This window comes from Haloarcula sp. H-GB4 (assembly GCF_030848575.1).
In the GTDB taxonomy this organism is placed as follows: domain Archaea; phylum Halobacteriota; class Halobacteria; order Halobacteriales; family Haloarculaceae; genus Haloarcula.
Window position 1 is genome coordinate 42,140 of the sequence record NZ_JAVDDX010000002.1, and the last position, 17,232, is coordinate 59,371.

Below are 17,232 nucleotides of genomic sequence, written 5' to 3' on the forward strand. Positions count from 1 at the left end.
CCCCGTTACTACTCCGTCTCGACGCCGCCGAGGTTCCCCTCGTCGTCGAACAGCTTCGCCCGCAGGAACCGTGCACGGTACCGATTGGCTCCCTCGTAGATGTCTGCTTCACGGATATCGTCTGCCTCGCCGTCGGCGACGGCATCGATAATGGCTTCCAACTGTTCTTTCTCGCTAGGTGTGAGTTCGAACTCGTAGGTCTGGCTCGTCTCGCCCTCGAGTTTCGTCCACTGGCGTGCGCCGGCGATGACGAGCGAGCAGGGTTCACGGCAGGGGAATTTCCCCGAACCGCCGTCAACATCGAGTTCCGTCTCGTCGTCGTACTGCCACTCCCGGCGCTTGAGACACTGAGAGTCGTCACAGCAGGCTTCGGCGACCCAGTTGACGTGTTCGTAGCCGTCGCCGCGGTCCCAGGTCTTGACGACGCCGTAAATCCCGGTCTGTCGGTCAACGGTGTCGCGCCAGTGGCTCACGTCCAACTCGCCCTCGCGCTCACGGTGCCAGTTCGAAATCGTGGCCGGATAGAAGAAGTCCACCGTCTGGACTAGTTCCGTCGGCTCGAGTTCGGGAAACACCCAGCCAGACTGGAGAGTGGGGGCTGTTTTCAGCGGGCGGTAGCGGTCACGGTCGTCGTGTTTGGCGAGGGTACGAGCGTCCAGTGGGTCGTCGTACGCGTCCAGCGAATCGGCGTCTGTCCCTGCGTCGTCGACGTGGCGGAGGTCGTATACCCGCTCGTCGTCCTCGTCCAGTGTCACGGTAATCGAGAGCTCACCCCACGTCGTCGTCAGCCCCGCTCGTAACTGGTCGTATCGGTCCGGAATCGGCGTCGACTCGGCATTTTCGAGCCACCGGAGATACGCCCAGCGAGGCTCCGCCTGTGGCGCTTTTGCGTGCCAGAAGTACCAGTTCGAGATGTACTCGGGGTACGACGCGGCCAGGCCATCGAGGTCCGCGATACTCGTAGCCTCTGACTCCGCTGTCGTCTCGACGGCGTAGCGTCCACCCTCGACCGCTGCCTCGATACCGTCGAACGCGATACCGTCCGACGCTGCCTCGGCGAACGCCTCGACATGGGTGTCGTCCATACCGCCGCCGTAGGTGTCGCACCGGGAAAAGTCGCCTGTTCCGGCAATCGGAGTGAAGATAGTTCCAGATTCGGTAGGATTATATTTTACAAGAACAGTAGGTGATTTATGATGTTTTGTCGGGGGCGGCCCGTGTCCGGAGGTGGAGGCTATGGACTGGCCGACTGACCGAGGGTTACAGGTCCGAATGGCGGCTGCTGTCGTCCTCGTGGCACTCCTCCCGGTGGGGTTCGTCTACGCGGGCCTTGCAGTCGTGAACACGGCCGGAATATGGCTGGCGAAGCTGGCCACCGACTGGGTGCTGGCCGGCGAGTTCTACATCAAGCCGTGGCTGGTCGCTGGCGCCGTCATGCTTGGATTCGCCACGCAGTTGGCCGTGGGCGACACCATCGCCCTGCGGGCGCTGGACGCTCGCCCCGTGGGTCCCGACGACGAATCCGGGCTGGTTGAAAACGTGACACGGCTGGCGCAATCGGTGGACCTTCCGGCACCGGCAGTCGCCATCGCGGACAGCGACGTGCCGAACGCATTCACCGTCGGTCGGAGTCCCGACAGCGCCACGCTGGTGCTCACGACCGGACTGCTCGACGCACTCAACGCCGACGAGCGCGACGCCGTTATCGCCCACGAACTCGCTCACATCAAGAACCGCGACGCGACCGTGATGTCGCTTTCCTACCTGCTCCCGACACTAACCTACAGCCTCGCAGCCAGCACCCTGGGCCTCCTCCAGGCCATTCCCGGTGCCTTCACTGGCTTCCGACATACCGACAGCGACAGCGCCCGGAGCCTCTTACTCGGCATCTTTATCCTGACAGTCAGTGCCTTATTGACGCTCGCTGTCTCCGTCGTGTTCTGGCTCGCCAGTTTCACGCTGTTTCGCGTGCTCTCGCGGTACCGCGAGTACGCCGCAGACCGCGGGGCCGTCGCTATCACCGGCGACCCTGCGGCGCTCGCCAGCGCACTGGCAACCATCGACGACAAAATGGCGGCGGCCCCGGACCACGATCTCAGGGCGCAAGACGGTGGTCTCGACGCGCTCTACATCGCGCCAATCGACGAGACACAGTTCGCAGACGCGCCTAATTTCGTTGCCAACGACGTGCTCCCCGAGACCCATCCACCGACCGAGGCGCGCATCGAACGACTGGAGGCGATGGCCACGGGGGGACCGACGTGACGGAGTACAGCCGCCGAACGGTTCTTACGGGCCTGACCGGCGTTGTCGGGTCGCTCGCCGGGTGTGGCTATCGCCCCGGCCCGGGCGACAAGAAGTGGGAGACGGCTGATGACGGCGGCCGGCTGGTCACGCTGGTGGATGAGACGCTGTTCGAAGTGACGTTCGATGCGACGCGCTTCCTTGACGACTACCCGGTAGGCGCTGTTGCTCGATACACACTCGCTGATGGGGCCAGATTGGGTCGCTTCGAGTTCAAGGGCGTAGCTACGGACTGGGCCAGCGACGGAGCCCACCTATACGTGGGAACGGAAGCCAGCCGCGTCGTCGCGGTGGCCGGCGACGGACGAGCCTGGACCGAAACCGTCGACCACCCAGTAGCCAGTGTCGCCGCCGCTGACGGCCACGTATACGTCGGGACCGACGGCGGCGACCTCATCGCCTTCGACGGCGAGAGCGGCGCCGAGCGGTGGTCGAAGTCGCTTCCTGTCCCCGCCGACCCATCCAAGAGCGACCTGCCGACAGTCGGTGCGGGACACGGCGGACTCGCCGTCGACTGGGGGACCAGCGAGGAGTACCGACTCAACGTGTACGCCCCAGACGGTTCGGTTCTGTGGGACCAGACTCTCCAGCGGAGCCTCAACGGCCGGCCGCACGTGCGCGGCGACACGGTTTACGCCCGCTCGGAATACCTCCAGGCGTTCAACCGCGACTCGGGGACGCGCCGCTGGGTCACCGAAGACATTACCACCCCGGATGGACCGTTGTGGTTCAGCCGTGACGGCGAAATCGTCTACATTCCCGATCGCAACGCCCTGATAGCGATTGCCACCGCCGACGGCGAAGAACTGTGGCGGTTCAATGATGAGCGGTTGGCGGCCATGGAGCGAGGGCGAAGCGAATTCGACATAGATCTTGGGGCAACGGGCGCGGTCCCGGCCCCGGACGGCGGGTCAGTGTTTCTCAACACGAAGCACCACGGGCTGTTTCAGTTTGGGACCGACGGCACTCTCCGCTGGCACGAACCTCGTCTCGACTTCAGTTTTCTCTATGCAGTTACCGAGGACACCATAGTCCACTCGGGGACCGAAGCACTCGTCGCTCGCTACCGCTAGTCCCCAGCGGCAGTAGTGCCCCCGCCGGTCTCCTCACGCACCTGCTCGATGGCGCTGCTCACATCTGCGCCCGCGTCGGCGGCCCGTTCGAGCACCACATCAGCCATTAGCGGCTCCGTCCCGACCGCGCCGGCGTACCAGATATCGTGGCCTTCGACGGTGGTCGGCACGTCGTAGCCCGTCCGGTAGTCGTCGGTCAGGCCCATGTCCTCGGGGATGTCCTCCTGCGTGTGGAAGCCGTCGGCGATGAACAGCGGGACGACGACGATGTCGTCGCTCTCGAAGTAGTCCGCGACGTCGTCGACCTCGGGGTCCTCGTCCATGAACAGCGACTGCACCTCGTCAAAGCGGTCCCGGTCGCGGATGCGGTCAGCGTGGTACTGGATCGCCTTCGCGGAGTTCTCGTTTCGCTCGGTGCCATGGCCGACGACCGCGAGGCCGAATCCCTCGCCGACACCGGGGTCACCGGTGACGGACTCGGCCCGCTGGACGATGACATCGCTCATCGAATCGTGCGTTCCGACCGGGCCGCAGTAGTGGACCGTCTGGTCCGTGTCCTCGGCGGCCAGCGTCGCGTTGGTCGCGCTCGTCCCGTCGGAGTTCCACAGCTCGGGGTCCCAGTCTTCCAGTCGGAACTCCCGGGGGATGACCTGCTCGGTGAAATAGCCCTCCGAGATGAACAGCGGGATCAGATACACCTCGTCGGCGTCAACGGTCCGCAGCGCCTCCCGGAACGACGGTTCCTCCTTCCAGAAGGACTCACGGACCTCAGCGAACGCGTCGGTCGCCCGAATCGTGTCCGCGTGGTCGTAGGTGGGCGTACTCGACTCGGCGTTCAGATGGGAGCCGTGAGCCGCGATAACGAGTGCTTCGTCCATACTTACCGGTTGGTGCGAGCCGTCCTTAGGGCCTTCGTTGGTCTGTCCGGCTAGCCGGCAGGCTGTGTAATGGGAAGCCGCGAAAGTATGTCGTTGCCGACCGATTCCACCTAGTCACAGCCCGAACAGGAGGACGTAGAACAACAGTCCGGCGGCTGCCAGCAGTGCGGCGTGTCCCAGCGCGCCGGCGACCACGACGAGGCCACCAATAACTCGTTCCGCCGTTTCTAGGGGCTGTCCGAACACTTGCCGTTCACGTTGTGCAATAGCCATTGTCCTTCCCTCACGTAGAGAGTGAGCGTCCAGAGGGACAATCCCCCCTGACTGTTCTCACTTGCTGGGAGCAGTCCACAATTCTGCGGGTTCAGCACGTCCGTAGAGTGGGTATCACGGGGCGATGTGAGGCTTGCAGCTAACTGTCCAGTGGCACCGCGTTCCCTCGTGCCTGATAGAACCGCTTTTGCCCGCGCCGGTCGTGCCTGCCGCCAATGTCACTCGCAGCCGCGACCAGAGACGCCGTCCGCGAGCGCCCGTTCCTCTACGACGCACTTCGGGCCGGCGTCGTCAACTACACGGCCGCCGCACGCACGCTCGACATCGAGGGTGAGGAAGAAGCGATCGCGACTGCGCTCCGTCGGTTCGCCGAGGAATTGCCTGCCGGCTCGCCACACGACAGCGACGCCAGAGTCTCGATGCAGAGCGGGCTTGGGCGGGTCGAATCATCCGACGCGGAGTCAGCTATTGTCCTCGAAGTCGCGGACACCGCCTTCGCCGAGGACGCTGGCTCGCTGACAGCCGTCATCGCCACGGGTGACCTTGCTCCGGCGGCACTCAGCGAGGTGCTGGGACGGCTACGAGCAGCGGATGTCTCCGTCGACGCTGCCGGTGTCACCGACGACGCACTCGTCGTGGTGGTGAGCCGCCGTGCGGGGCCTGACGCGCTCCGAACAGTCGAAGCTGCAGTTCAAAAGTGAGCCGGCTTCCGACGGCTTAAAGCGGGCGGACACAGTTCTCCCGGGTAATGACGCTTCGTGTGACGAACACGTTGACCGGTGAGAAAGAGCCCTTCGAGCCGCGCGACCCAGACTCCGTGTTGCTGTACTACTGTGGGCTGACGACCTCCGACCCGCCCCACCTCGGCCACGCGCGCGGCTGGATCCACGTCGATGTGATGGCCCGCTGGCTCGACTATCTGGGCTATGATGTCCACCACGTCGAGAACCTCACCGACGTCAACGAGAAGATCGTCGCTCGGGTCGGCGAGGACGGCGACAGCGAGGCCGACGTGGCCCGCCACTACGTCCAGCAGGCCATCGACGATATGCGCTCGCTCAACCTCGGCCGCGCGGAGGTGTACCCCCGCGTCTCGGAGCACGTCCCGGAAATTATCGACCTTGTCGAGCGACTCGTTGAGCAGGGCCACGCCTACGAGCAGAACGGCTCCGTCTACTTCGACGTGACAAGCTTCGAGGACTACGGGAAGCTCTCGAATCAGTCCGTCGACGATATCGAATCACAGGGCGCAGACACCGAAGGAGAGAAGCGACACCCTGCAGACTTCGCGCTCTGGAAGGCCGGCGGCGTCGACCCGGCAGACATCGCCGAACATCAACATCCCGAGGCCGCACCCGCCGAAGAAGCCTGCCAGACCGCTCAGACATGGGACTCGCCGTGGGGCGAGGGGCGACCCGGCTGGCACATCGAGTGTTCGGCCATGTCGATGGCTCACCTCGACGAATCCATCGACATCCACGTCGGCGGGCAAGACCTTGTTTTTCCCCACCACGAAAACGAGGTGGCCCAGAGCGAGGCCGCGACCGGCCAGCAGTTCGCGAAGTACTGGCTCCACGTCCGCCTGCTGGAAACCGAGGAGGAGAAGATGTCCTCCTCGCTTGGAAACTACTTCACCGTCGCCGATGCCGTCGAGGAGTTTGGCTCCGACGTACTCCGAACCTTCCTGCTGTCGACGGCCTACACCTCGCGGGCGACCTACAGCGACGAGACCATCGCGGAGGCCGAAGAGCGCTGGGACCGCCTTTCCCGTGGCTATGAGCGCGCGGTCGAGGCCTGCGATGACGTGGATGCCTACGCGAAGGTGGCCGACGAGACGCTCCGCGACGCTGTTGAGGACGCCCGCTCGGCGTTCGAAGCGGCAATGAACGACGACTTCAATACACGGGAAGCGATGACCGCACTGCTAGACCTGACGGCCGCAGTGAACTCCCACCTGGATGCCCACGAGCAACGGGACTACCAGGGGCTCCGCCACACCGTCGAAGTGTTCGAGGAACTCGGCGGCGGCATCCTCGGACTGGCGTTTGGCGACGACAGCAGCGGTGACGTATCGCTGGCGGGTGATGTTGTCGACCTGGTCCTAGCCATCCGAGAGCAGGAACGGGACGCTGGAAACTACGAGCGCGCTGACGAACTCCGGGACGAACTCGAAGCGCTCGGTGTCGAGGTGCAGGACACCGACGATGGGCCAACTTATCGGCTCTGAAGCGGAAATAGATCGCTTCTGAACGCGTACCGACTGCCTTCTGTAGTTCGGCTAACACCTTGAACGGCCATGTATTTTATATATTGGACACAGTGTAGGGACAACAATGCGAAAGGGGATACTCATGTTTCTTGTCGGGATACTCGTCGTCTCGTCGGGCTGTACCGGCCTGATAACCGGAGAGACGGTAGAGTTCGACTCCGCACCGGCAACAGTCAGCGACAGTGCGCTCGATGAAACCGGCTACGAGCAGTCAATGGCAGACGAACAGACAATTGAGCGGACGGTCACCGTCGCTGGTCAGGAGCGGACTATCCGCGTCACGAACCACATCCGACAGTACCGGCGCGGCCTTGACCTCGGGCCGGTCGGTGAGGTCAACGCTGGCCGGTTCATCGTCTTCTCGACGCCCAGCGCCAGTGTGGCCGGACAGACACTGAACCCCGCCGCAAGTTGGTCCAACGAACGCCTCGTCGAGGAAGTCGCCAGCCGAAACGACCAGATCAATGACGTTCAGTCCGAGCGTAACCGCACGGTGGAAGCGCTGGGCGAGTCCCGTGAGGTGGCTGTGTTTTCCGGCACGACGGCTATCGAAGGCCAGAATGTCGATGTCCTGATCCACCTCACGAGCTTCGAACACGAGGGCGACGTGGTCGTCGCCGTTGCCGTCTACCCTGAGCGACTTGACGACAGCGAAGGGCCGCGCGTCGATACGCTGCTCGGCGGCCTCTCGCACTCGGGCAACTGACTGCGGGGACACTGTTTTCTTTCGGGCCAGTGATGACGGAGGCATGAATCGGCTGTTTGTCGCCGGAGTGGTGCTCACGCTTGCCGGCATCGTCGGCTACGCCGTCGGGACGAGCGTCGCCTATCCCGGCCGGTCTGTGTCAGTGACGGCGGTGATGGTTGGGTTGACTGTGGTTGCCGTCGGCCACGCCGCGCCGACGGAGGGCACGACGTGATTTCCGCAGTGGTGTACGCCGACGGACAGGCGATAGAGCACGAGGATCTAGCAGCCGCCCGAACGGCTGACGGAACGACGTGGGTTCACGCCACCGACGTGACCGCCGATGAGGTTGAGGCCGTCAGTTCCGCCTTCGACCTCCACTCACTGGCTATCGAAGACATCAAGAACGATGTCCGGGCGAACGTCCAGGAGTTCAACGCTTACACGTTCGTACTCGTCAAATCTGCGTCGCTTACGCCCGGCGATACGACGTTCGACAAGGAAGTGAAAACAACGCCGCTTGGCCTGTTTGTCGGCTCCGACTGGGTCGTAACGCTGTCGACAGGCGCCGTCCCGTCCGTCCAGCGCGTGATGGACGCTGTCGGCCGCGGGGACGAGCGACTCCTCCATCGTGGCCCGGATTTTACTGCCTACCGGGTCATCGATGTCATCGTTGACGCGTATTTCGATCTGCTGGACGAGATCGAGACTGATATCGAACAGATCGAAGAAGAAGTGACCACTTCCACCGATATCGAGACACTCGAACGGATCAACGACGTCCGGCGCGACCTGCTATCATTTCGCAAGCAGGTCTGGCCGGCACGGGAGGCGATTGGCGTGCTCGCCCGTGGCGACCCCACACAGATCCAGCCACAGACGGAGAAGTACTTCCGGGACGTGTACGACCATCTGGTCCAGATTGTCGACCTGACCGAGACCTACCGCGACTTGGTGGCGGGGGCGCGGGACATATACTTGAACACAGTGTCCCAGTCGACAAACGAGGTGATGAAAGTGCTGACCGTCGTCGCGACGATTTTTATCCCGCTGACCTTCGTCGTCGGCGTCTACGGGATGAACTTCGCCGACAGCCCGTACAATATGCCGGAACTGGGCTGGGCGTTCGGCTATCCCGCGGTGATGATCGGGATGGCGATTGTCGTCGGTATCTTGCTCGCTCATTTCCGCCAGCGAGACTACCTATAACGCCAGCGGGACGAGTAACACCCCCATCAGGGTCGCCCGGCGGGACCCGAACCGCGGCGGGAGATGTCCGACCAGTGTGGCGGCTCCGAACGCTCCGATACCAACGAGGCCGGCGAAGAGTGCGGAGAGACAGACGAGGACTGCAATCACCGACAACGAGAGGTATGTCGGGTCCAGTCGGCCGACAATTCGGAGGTACCGGTCGCCCAGTGTCGGGACGAGTATCGCGCCAGCGACGGCAGCGATGGCGACCGCGGCGAGCAGCGCTGGAAGGATCAGCGGGACTTCGGCCCGGTCGAGCGCGACAAGGACACCGGTTCGGGGCGTCCCGAGCGAGATGAGCGCGAACAGTGCAAAGACTGCCGTCGCCGTATTGACGCCACTCGTCGTCACGATGAACGCCCGTGGCCCACGCTCGGCGACAAGCCCCAGTGCCAGTGTGGCCGCGATGGCGCTGGAGACGCCCGGAATGTAGCCGACAGCGCCGCCACAGAGGGTCCCGACACCCGCGAGAACGCCGACTGTTCGCCGCGGCGTCGTCACAGTCGCGTCGGCTTGTGGCGGGACGCCCTCTCCCCCGATAGCCGCCAGAAGCACCGGTGCGCCGAACAGCCCCGAAAACAGTGGGACCAGTACGTCCGACACAGGCAACGCGCCGGTTACCGGCGCATTTAGCAGACCGATGCCGAGCAGCCCGCTGGCGGTGAGTGAACACGCAGCGCCGACCTGCTGGCGGCGGCCACGTTCCGTGATCACGAGCAGGATGGCGACCCCAGCGAGTAGCACCGACAGCCACGGCCGGAGTAGCGGGTACACACGCTTCATTACGAGCGTGAGCGGAACCGCGAGCGGGGCGGCAAACACCACGGCCAGCCCACTCCCCAGCGCCGATAGGCGAAGCGCCTCCCGACCGCGGCCCTCGATGACCAGCTGGTGGCTCGGCAGCGCACTGGCGGCCATCGCCGGGTCGGGCACACCCAGTGCCAGCGCCGGAATCACGTCGAGAAAGGTGTGTGTCACGCCGGCCGCCAGCATTGCGACGCCGACGTAGAGCCGCGGCCCGGGCAAACTGCTCGCCACCGCGGCGAGCAAGAGCGCAAATGTGTTGGCGTGTAACCCCGGAACGAGCCCGCTGAGCGTTCCCAGTCCGACCCCTGCCCCGATCGCTGTGAGGAGGGCGAGCGTCGCTGTCGGGTCAGCGGCAGGAAGTCCCGGAAGCACACTGAGGCGTGGTCCCGTTCCCGTACTTGAACTTCCGCGACGCGCGGCCCGGCTAATCTTCTACAGCGTGGTGTGGCCCTACTGGGCCGTGTTCGGGGCAGGTCCCAGCGATAGGAGTGGCGTTGAGACAGCAGTGCCGGCTGTCGGTCGCAACCAGTCCTGTCGAGAGTTCGCTCCCGCAGAGGCGACAGCGCAGGTCCGACTCAGCCATACGTTCGCTTCCGACCGAAGCCCCCTGAATCTGGCGAGCTTTTTGGTGTGCCGGCCATTCGTACACATATGAGCAACGAGTCCCGGAAGTCGGCCGGGTTCAAGGACCGAACCCCGGTAACGACGGCCAGGGAGACGCTGCTGGACGCAGTGTCCCCACACGGACGGACGGAGCGTGTCCCGCTGCGCGATGCCGACGAGCGCGTCGTCGCGGGTGAAATCACTGCCGAGCGAGCGGTGCCCCACTACCGGCGGGCGGCGATGGATGGCTTCGCTGTCAGAGCCGAAGACACGTTCAGCGCGAGCCAGCGGTCCCCGGCATCACTTCGGGTCGATGAGGCGGTGACAACGGGCACAGCGGCCCGCGTGCACACGGGCAGCGAACTCCCGGCGGGTGCCGATGCTGTCGTGATTGTTGAGGAGACCGAGGTGACCGGCGACAGTGTCACGGTGTTCGATGCGGTCGCTGGCGGGGAGAACGTCGCCCCTGTCGGCGAGGATGTGGAGCAAGGGCAGACGCTGTACGAGGACGGCCACAGGCTCCGTCCGTCGGACCTCGGATTGCTGAAATCTGTCGGGAACGACACTGTCGAGGTGTACGAGCGACCGACTGTCAGCGTGATTCCGACCGGGGAAGAGCTGGTGCAGGACAACCCTGACCCGGGGGAGGTCATCGAGACGAACGGCCAAACCGTCACGCAGTACGTCGAGCGCTGGGGTGGCGACGCGACGTACCGCGACATCGTCACTGATGACATCGATGCGCTTCGGGCCGCCATCACGGACGATCTGGACCATGACCTCGTCGTGACGACCGGCGGGTCCTCCGTCGGCGAGCGCGATCTGCTGCCGGAGGTCGTCGACGGAATCGGCGAGGTGCTGGTCCACGGCGTCGCGCTGAAGCCGGGCCACCCGGTGGCGCTCGGCGTAGCCGAGGGGACGCCGATTCTGATGCTTCCGGGCTATCCGGTCGCCTGCATCGTCAACGCAGTCCAGTTCCTCCGACTGGCGCTCCGGCGGGCCGGCCACCTCCCGCCGACCGACCCACCCACGACCGAAGCCGAACTGACGCGGAAAATCGCCAGCGAGCCGGGGACCCGAACATACGCGCGGGTGGAACTACACGACGAGGGCGAGCAGACGACCGCGACGCCGACGCGGGCCAGCGGGTCGGGCGTCCTCTCAAGCGTCGCGCTCGCCGACGGCTGGGTCGTCGTGCCGGAATCTGTGGAGGGGTACGACGCCGGTAACACCGTGGCCGTCGAGGACTGGGAGTGGTCACAGTGAGTGACCGCCGCGAGTTCCGCGATCTGGCCTCGCCCGAGGAGGCACACGAGGTCGTTGCGGGCCTCGACGTCGACCCCGAACCTGAGAGCGTTCCCCTTGCGGACGCCCGCGACCGCGTGCTCGCGGAGCGGATCGACGCCGGCATCGACGTGCCGGGGTTCGACCGCGCGAGCATGGACGGCTATGCCGTCCACGCCAGAGACACCTTCGGGGCTGACGAGGCTGACCCGGTAACGCTGTCAGTCGCCGGGGAGGTCCACGCGGGCGAGGAGCCCGACGTAACCGTTGAGCCGGGTTCACTCGCCGAAATCTCGACCGGCGCGGTGATGCCCCCCGGCGCGGACGCCGTCGTGATGGTCGAGCGAACGACCGAGACTGACGACGGGGTCGAGATACGCACGTCCGTCGCACCCGGAGACAACGTGATGCTCGCCGGCGCGGACATCGCGGCTGGGGCGCGCGCGCTCGGTCCCGGAACGCGCATCACACCGCGCGAAATTGGACTCCTGTCGGCGCTGGGCGTCGACGAGGTCCCGGTGCGTGGCCGGCCACAGGTCGGCATCCTCTCGACCGGTGATGAACTCGTCCGTCCCGGAGACCCGCTCGACAGCGCCGCCGGCCAGATTTACGACGTGAACAGCTACACGCTGGCGGGCGCGGTCGCGGAGGCCGGCGGTGACCCGGTGATGTATCCACACGCTGGCGACGACTACGAGGAGATGGAGCGGCTGCTCCACGAAGCAGCCGACGAGTGCGACCTCGTCCTCTCGTCAGGGTCGACCAGCGCCAGCGCGGTCGACGTCATATATCGCGTCATCGAGGAGCGGGGCGAACTCAGGCTCCATGGCGCCGCTGTCAAACCCGGCAAGCCGATGCTCGTGGGCACTATCGGTGACTCGGCGTACGTTGGTCTGCCGGGGTATCCAGTGTCGGCACTGACCATCTTCCAGACCTTCGTCGCCCCGGCAGTTCGGGACGCCGCTGGTCGGGACCCGCCACAGACAGCAACGGTATCTGGCACGATGGCAGTTCAGGAACGCTACGGCGAGGGGCGCAGGCGCCTCATGCCGGCCGGGCTGGTCGAGGACGAGACGGGGTCGCTGCTGGTCTACCCCGTCGACAAGGGCAGCGGCGCGACGACGAGCCTCGTCGACGCCGACGGCTTTGTCGACGTACCGCCGGGGACGGACTACCTTGCCGAAGGGGAGACGGTCGACGTGACGCTGTTCTCTCCGGCAGTCAGGCCGCCGACGCTCTTGGGAATGGGTGAGGACGACCCGCTCCTCTCGCGCCTGCTCGACACGATCGGCCGTCCGCGGTATCTCCCGCTCGGGTCTACCGAGGGACTCCGCCGTCTCGGCAACGGCGTGCCCGATGTCGCCGTCGTCGCAGGGCCGGCCGCAAATGACCACGACGCGGCCGACATCGGCGGCTGGCGGCGCGAGTGGGGGCTGGTCGTCGATGCCGATGCTGACGTAGCCGGCCTGAGCGACCTCATCGACGGTGACTACCGCTTCGTCAACCGCGACACCGCCTCCGGACTGCGCCGGAGCTTCGACGACGCGCTTGATGCCCTCGGCGAGGACCGGGGCGTCAGCCGCACCGAAGTTATCGATGCTATCGATGGGTACGAACTCACGACAAAAGCCCACGAGAGCCCCGCTCGGAAGGTCCTAGCAGCTGATGCGGACGTGGGTCTCGGCCTTCGCGCCACGGCAGCGAAACTCGACCTCGGGTTCGTCCCGCTCGGGACCCAGCCGGTTCGGGTGCTCGCGAACCCGGATCGACAGGAGAAAGACAGCGTCGGTGCGCTCGCCGAGGCGCTCAAGGACCTCGACCCACTACTTAGCGGGATGGCTGGGATGGAACCGCAGTGACGGAATCGGCTTGAACGCGCAGACTTCCGTCAAGAATACGCTACCGTCCTGCAATGGACTGCCACGTGCCCGCGCTTGCAGGTGACACCGAAAGCGCAAGTCGTGGCGATTGGCGGCTCTGGCAACCTGAAGGGCTAAAGACGAGCAAGGCTGAATAGGTCACAGCGATGGCTGACACACCGGTTGCCAACGACCCTGAGGCCCCGTTTCGGTTCGAGTACGACCCCGCGACGCTCCGATACGCCCCTGACGCCGTGCGGTCGCTGGGTGCGGAATTGGACGAGCAGGGCTACGACCGCGCGCTGGTCGTCTGTGGCACTACCGTCGGTGAGACGCCGGCCGTGATGGACCCTGTTCGGGACGGACTCGGTGACCGACTTGCCGGTATCTTCGCCGAAACAACGCCAGCCAAGCGGCTCGGCACTGCTTACGACGGGCTCGAACGTTTCCGCGAGGCTGACGCCGATTGCCTCGTGGCCGTTGGCGGCGGGAGCAGCCTCGACGTGGCAAAGATCATCAGCGTCCTCGCGGCGACTGACCGCGACTCGGCCGCTGTCGGCCAGGCGTTTGTCGACTCCGGAACGATAGCTGTCCCCGAAGCAGAGCTGCCGCCAATTATCGCCGTCCCAACAACGCTGGCCGGCGCTGACCTCTCTATTGTCGCCGGGGTCACGGCCGCACCTGACACCTGCACTGTGAACGAGCCTGTCAGTGGTGGTGTTGGCGATCCGAAGCTGATGCCTGCTGCCGCCTGTTACGACCCCGAACTGATTGCGACGACGCCGCGGTCGGTCCTCGCAGCGTCGGCGATGAACGGCTTCGACAAAGGCACCGAGACGCTGTACGCGGCCAACGCGACCCCGATAACTGACGCCACAGCGTCGCGCGGCCTCGGTCTTCTCACAGAAGGCCTGCTCGCGTTCGGTAACGATGACGACGACCCGTGGGTGTATCAGTCGATCACGCAGGGAATCATGCTCGTCCAGTACGGCATCTCACGGGCCGACGGGACGACACTCTCGCTGATCCACGCCCTTGGCCACGGACTAACCCGGACATACGAGGTCCAGCAGGGCGCGGCCCACGGAGTCATTGCTCCGCACGCGCTCTCGTACCTCTTCGAGCAGGTCGACGGTCGGCGGTCGCTCCTGGCTGACGCACTCGGCGTCGGTGATACTGACGACCCCGGTGCTGCAGTCGTTGACCGAGTCAGTGAGGTGGTGACGACGCTCGGACTGCCGACACAACTCCGGGACGTAGCCGGCCCCGACCGGGAGGAATTTCCCGAAGTCGCCGACGCCGTCCTTGAAGACGACTTCATGGCGAACGTCCCGCCGGGGCTGGAGCCAACCAGAGGGGATATTGTCGGTGTGTTAGAGTCTGCTTGGTAGCGACCTGCAGAGGGCAGCATATGCCAGTGGCTATGGAGAGAGCGGCAGACACAGCATACCGCGCGAGCAGAGCGAGCGCGGTTTCACTTCTCGCGACCAGCGGGAGCGAGAAGGTCGTTTTTAGCGTAGATTTTTGCGAGCCGAGCGGGACCCATGGTCCCGCTGGCCGTGCGAACGGGCCATCCGGCCCGTGAGAAGAGAGCCCTCCCGCAGCGCCGGCGGCGCGAGGAAGGGCGACGAGGTAAAAAGGTCCTTTCTACATGTCAGGCCAGGCCTTGGCGGCCCGACCGACGCCAGTAACATCGTTGATCCAGCGGGCGGCGATAGCCTTTTTCAGCAGTTTCGCGGGCATCCCGCCGAAGGTTTCGATCGGCATGTTCACCACGTCGTGGGCGACGGCCTTCTCGCCAACCGAAACGACCGTACCCTTGTCCTTGTGGGTCCACGTCTTCAGCGGCTGGCCGCGCACGGCGCGAGCGAGGTTCTCGCCCGCGACTTCGGCGGCTTGCCAGGCGGCCTGAGCGGTCGGCGGAGCGGGCTGGTCGCCCGGCTGGTCGATCAGTGCCGAGTCGCCGATCGCGAAGACGTGTTCGTCCTCGGTCTGGAAGTTCCCTTCCGCGTGGACGCGGTGGTTGCGCTCGTCCTTGTCCAGATCGACCTCTTGCATGCAATCGCGCCCGGTGATGCCGCCCGTCCAGACCAGCACGTCGTAGTCCAGTTCGTCCTCGTCGCCGATATAGACTGTCTCCTCGTCGACTTCGCCGATGAACTCCCCGCATTTGATGTTCACGTCGGCGGCTTCCAGACGCTTGCGAAGGGCGCCCTGGAGTTCCGGGTCGCTGTTTGGCAGGACCTGGTCGAGACCTTCGACAAGGTGAATATCGATTGGCGCGTTGTGTTCGTCACGGAATTCGGCAACCTCGCCGGCGGTCTGGATGCCGGAGAGACCGGCGCCACCGATGACGATCTGCGCCGGGTCGTTTGTGGAGGCTTCACGAGCGGCTTGCTGGATCTTGTCGTGGATTTTGAGGGCGTCGTCGAGGCTCTTGAGCGTCAGCGCGTGCTCTTCGAGGCCGTTGATGCCGAAGAAGGCCGTCTGGGAGCCCAGCCCAACGAGCAGGTAGTCGTACTCGACAGCATCGGAGTCGGCGAGGTCCACTTCCTGGGTGTCGGTGTCGATACCAACGACCTCGTCCTGAATGAATGCGGTCGAGGGCTGTTTGATTTCGTGGACGGGGATGGCGATATTCTCCTGCACGCTCGGGTCCCGGATGCAACGGTGGGACTCGTGTAGGACCAGATGATAGTCCGTCTCAGAAATCCACGTAACATCAACGTCCATCTGACCGTCTAGCTCGTCCTCGAAACTCTTTATTGCCCCCGCGCCGGCATACCCCGAACCGAGCACGACCACGTTCTCTGTCATAGGGCACTCTCCGAAGTCATTAGATACAAACCCTTTGGAATCGGTCTACGGCTCCGCTGTTGTCCTCGCATACTGACTCACGGTCGTGACTCAGGCTCCTAAGTTTGCAGTCGCCTTCGCTCACCCTGACAGGCGAAAACAGTTCCTACTGTTCCTGAAAACCCCTCCTAATCGTCTATGCACTGATTCAGGCCGTCGCTTCCAGTAGGTCAATTGAACAGGGGACAGGGCAGCCGGGGCCAATATGCACTACGACGGTTGTACTGCTCGTCAGGGCTGTCCGGCGCAGGGGCGGCCGGGCTCATTTGGTGCGGCCCACGTAACGGCGTTGTGCAAGAGCTTCTGGACGACTGGCTGGTGGTACACTGGGAACGTCTCGTGGCCGGGTTGGAAGTAGAATATCCGTCCTGCATCACGGTAGTAACAACACCCGCTGGGAAACACTGTGCCGTCGTCACACCAACTTACAGTCACCAGGGTGTCCGGTATCGGCAGATCGAACCCCTTTCCGTAGATCTCGGCACGTTCGAGTTCGAACTCCTCGGGCAGTCCGTCGGTAATGGGATGGCTCGTTTCGACGAACCAGACGGACTCGCGCTCGCCCTCTTCGCGCCAGCGCAGGGTGCCAGTCCCCCCCATGAGCACCTCGAACGGCTTCGACTCGTGACTTGAGTGGAGCGGGATAAATCCCATCCCGTCACGGACGGCCTGCTCGATGCGGTTTGCAGTCGCATCGCTGACAAGGTCATGCGCGACATCGCCCCACCACAGTAACACATCCGTTTCGGCGAGTACCTCTTCGGTTAGTCCGTGGGCTGGCTCATCGAGAGTCGCTGTCTGAGCGGTGTGGCCGTACGAAGCAAGCGCCTCAGCCAGCGTCGTGTGGATCCCGTTGGGGTACATTGCCTTGGCCGGGCCTGTCGCCCGTTCGTGATGGTTTTCGTTCCACACGGTGACTGCAACCATACAAGAATACACTGAATAACCGGAGAAAAATATGCCTACTCGCTCCTAGCGTAACCGCGCCACAGGAAATAGTGGTGAGGGACACACCTTGGCGCGGAGACCGATAGTTCTGGGCAGGTGTCAGTGTGCGATATCGGACTGAGTTTCTCGTTGTGGGTTCCAA

General features: G+C 64.4%; 17 protein-coding genes. 10 read left to right on the top strand and 7 right to left on the bottom strand.

Translation table 11 applies throughout. From position 1 onward, the window contains the following. Positions 1-8 precede the first annotated feature (8 nt). Entirely contained in the window at positions 9-1,085 is a 1,077-nt protein-coding gene (locus RBH20_RS08530) for a DR2241 family protein (protein WP_306707607.1), read from the bottom strand. A 187-nt stretch (positions 1,086-1,272) separates the two neighbouring features. On the opposite strand from RBH20_RS08530, the gene RBH20_RS08535 reads away from it, so the two are divergent. Then, on the top strand, positions 1,273-2,265 hold the full coding sequence (locus RBH20_RS08535) for a M48 family metalloprotease (protein ID WP_373567963.1): 993 nt from the start codon (positions 1,273-1,275) through the stop codon (positions 2,263-2,265). Continuing rightward, entirely contained in the window at positions 2,262-3,377 is a 1,116-nt protein-coding gene (locus RBH20_RS08540) for a PQQ-binding-like beta-propeller repeat protein (protein WP_306707611.1), read from the top strand. The genes RBH20_RS08535 and RBH20_RS08540 overlap by 4 nt, the downstream gene beginning before the upstream one ends. Here RBH20_RS08540 and RBH20_RS08545 read toward each other — a convergent pair. Both RBH20_RS08545 and RBH20_RS08550 read right to left on the bottom strand, forming a co-directional pair. Next, positions 3,374-4,255, bottom strand: coding sequence for a CbiX/SirB N-terminal domain-containing protein (locus tag RBH20_RS08545; protein ID WP_306707613.1), 882 nt, complete (start codon positions 4,253-4,255; stop codon positions 3,374-3,376). The genes RBH20_RS08540 and RBH20_RS08545 overlap by 4 nt on opposite strands. Positions 4,256-4,369: 114 nt before the next feature. Next, positions 4,370-4,528: a hypothetical protein gene (locus RBH20_RS08550; RefSeq protein WP_306707615.1), complete on the bottom strand. Its 159-nt coding sequence runs from the start codon at positions 4,526-4,528 to the stop codon at positions 4,370-4,372. A 215-nt stretch (positions 4,529-4,743) separates the two neighbouring features. Between RBH20_RS08550 and RBH20_RS08555 the strand changes: the two genes are divergently transcribed. From RBH20_RS08555 to corA, 5 genes are all read left to right on the top strand, one after another. After that, positions 4,744-5,229, top strand: a complete 486-nt coding sequence (locus RBH20_RS08555) for a hypothetical protein (RefSeq protein ID WP_306707617.1) — start codon at positions 4,744-4,746, stop codon at positions 5,227-5,229. Positions 5,230-5,276: 47 nt separating this feature from the next. Further along, positions 5,277-6,755: a cysteine--tRNA ligase gene (cysS, locus tag RBH20_RS08560; protein ID WP_306707619.1), complete on the top strand. Its 1,479-nt coding sequence runs from the start codon at positions 5,277-5,279 to the stop codon at positions 6,753-6,755. 106 nt (positions 6,756-6,861) lie between these two features. Then, positions 6,862-7,503 carry a DUF6517 family protein gene (locus tag RBH20_RS08565; protein ID WP_306707621.1) on the top strand — a complete coding sequence of 214 codons (642 nt, stop codon included), beginning with the start codon at positions 6,862-6,864 and terminating at the stop codon, positions 7,501-7,503. Between the two features lie 43 nt (positions 7,504-7,546). Beyond that, on the top strand, positions 7,547-7,717 hold the full coding sequence (locus RBH20_RS08570; protein ID WP_306707623.1) for a hypothetical protein: 171 nt from the start codon (positions 7,547-7,549) through the stop codon (positions 7,715-7,717). Further along, positions 7,714-8,691 carry a magnesium/cobalt transporter CorA gene (corA, locus tag RBH20_RS08575; protein WP_306707625.1) on the top strand — a complete coding sequence of 326 codons (978 nt, stop codon included), beginning with the start codon at positions 7,714-7,716 and terminating at the stop codon, positions 8,689-8,691. The genes RBH20_RS08570 and corA overlap by 4 nt, the downstream gene beginning before the upstream one ends. Here the strand turns inward: corA and RBH20_RS08580 are convergent. Both RBH20_RS08580 and RBH20_RS08585 read right to left on the bottom strand, forming a co-directional pair. After that, entirely contained in the window at positions 8,686-9,912 is a 1,227-nt protein-coding gene (locus tag RBH20_RS08580) for a tripartite tricarboxylate transporter permease (protein ID WP_306707627.1), read from the bottom strand. The genes corA and RBH20_RS08580 overlap by 6 nt on opposite strands. 52 nt (positions 9,913-9,964) lie before the next feature. Then, entirely contained in the window at positions 9,965-10,123 is a 159-nt protein-coding gene (locus RBH20_RS08585; protein ID WP_306707629.1) for a hypothetical protein, read from the bottom strand. 68 nt (positions 10,124-10,191) lie between these two features. Between RBH20_RS08585 and glp the strand changes: the two genes are divergently transcribed. From glp to RBH20_RS08600, 3 genes are all read left to right on the top strand, one after another. Next, positions 10,192-11,409, top strand: coding sequence for a gephyrin-like molybdotransferase Glp (gene glp, locus RBH20_RS08590; protein ID WP_306707631.1), 1,218 nt, complete (start codon positions 10,192-10,194; stop codon positions 11,407-11,409). Next, positions 11,406-13,286, top strand: coding sequence for a molybdopterin biosynthesis protein (locus RBH20_RS08595; RefSeq protein ID WP_306707633.1), 1,881 nt, complete (start codon positions 11,406-11,408; stop codon positions 13,284-13,286). Before glp ends, RBH20_RS08595 begins: the two co-directional genes overlap by 4 nt. 167 nt (positions 13,287-13,453) lie before the next feature. Continuing rightward, positions 13,454-14,677 carry an iron-containing alcohol dehydrogenase family protein gene (locus tag RBH20_RS08600; RefSeq protein ID WP_306707635.1) on the top strand — a complete coding sequence of 408 codons (1,224 nt, stop codon included), beginning with the start codon at positions 13,454-13,456 and terminating at the stop codon, positions 14,675-14,677. A 256-nt stretch (positions 14,678-14,933) separates the two neighbouring features. Here the strand turns inward: RBH20_RS08600 and RBH20_RS08605 are convergent, their stop codons facing one another. Next, complete coding sequence (locus tag RBH20_RS08605) at positions 14,934-16,103, bottom strand: NAD(P)/FAD-dependent oxidoreductase (protein ID WP_306707637.1); 1,170 nt, start codon at positions 16,101-16,103, stop codon at positions 14,934-14,936. A 270-nt stretch (positions 16,104-16,373) separates the two neighbouring features. After that, the gene (locus RBH20_RS08610; RefSeq protein ID WP_306707639.1) at positions 16,374-17,069 is read right to left on the bottom strand and encodes a ThuA domain-containing protein; all 696 of its coding nucleotides are present in this window, start codon (positions 17,067-17,069) and stop codon (positions 16,374-16,376) included. Positions 17,070-17,232 lie beyond the last annotated feature (163 nt).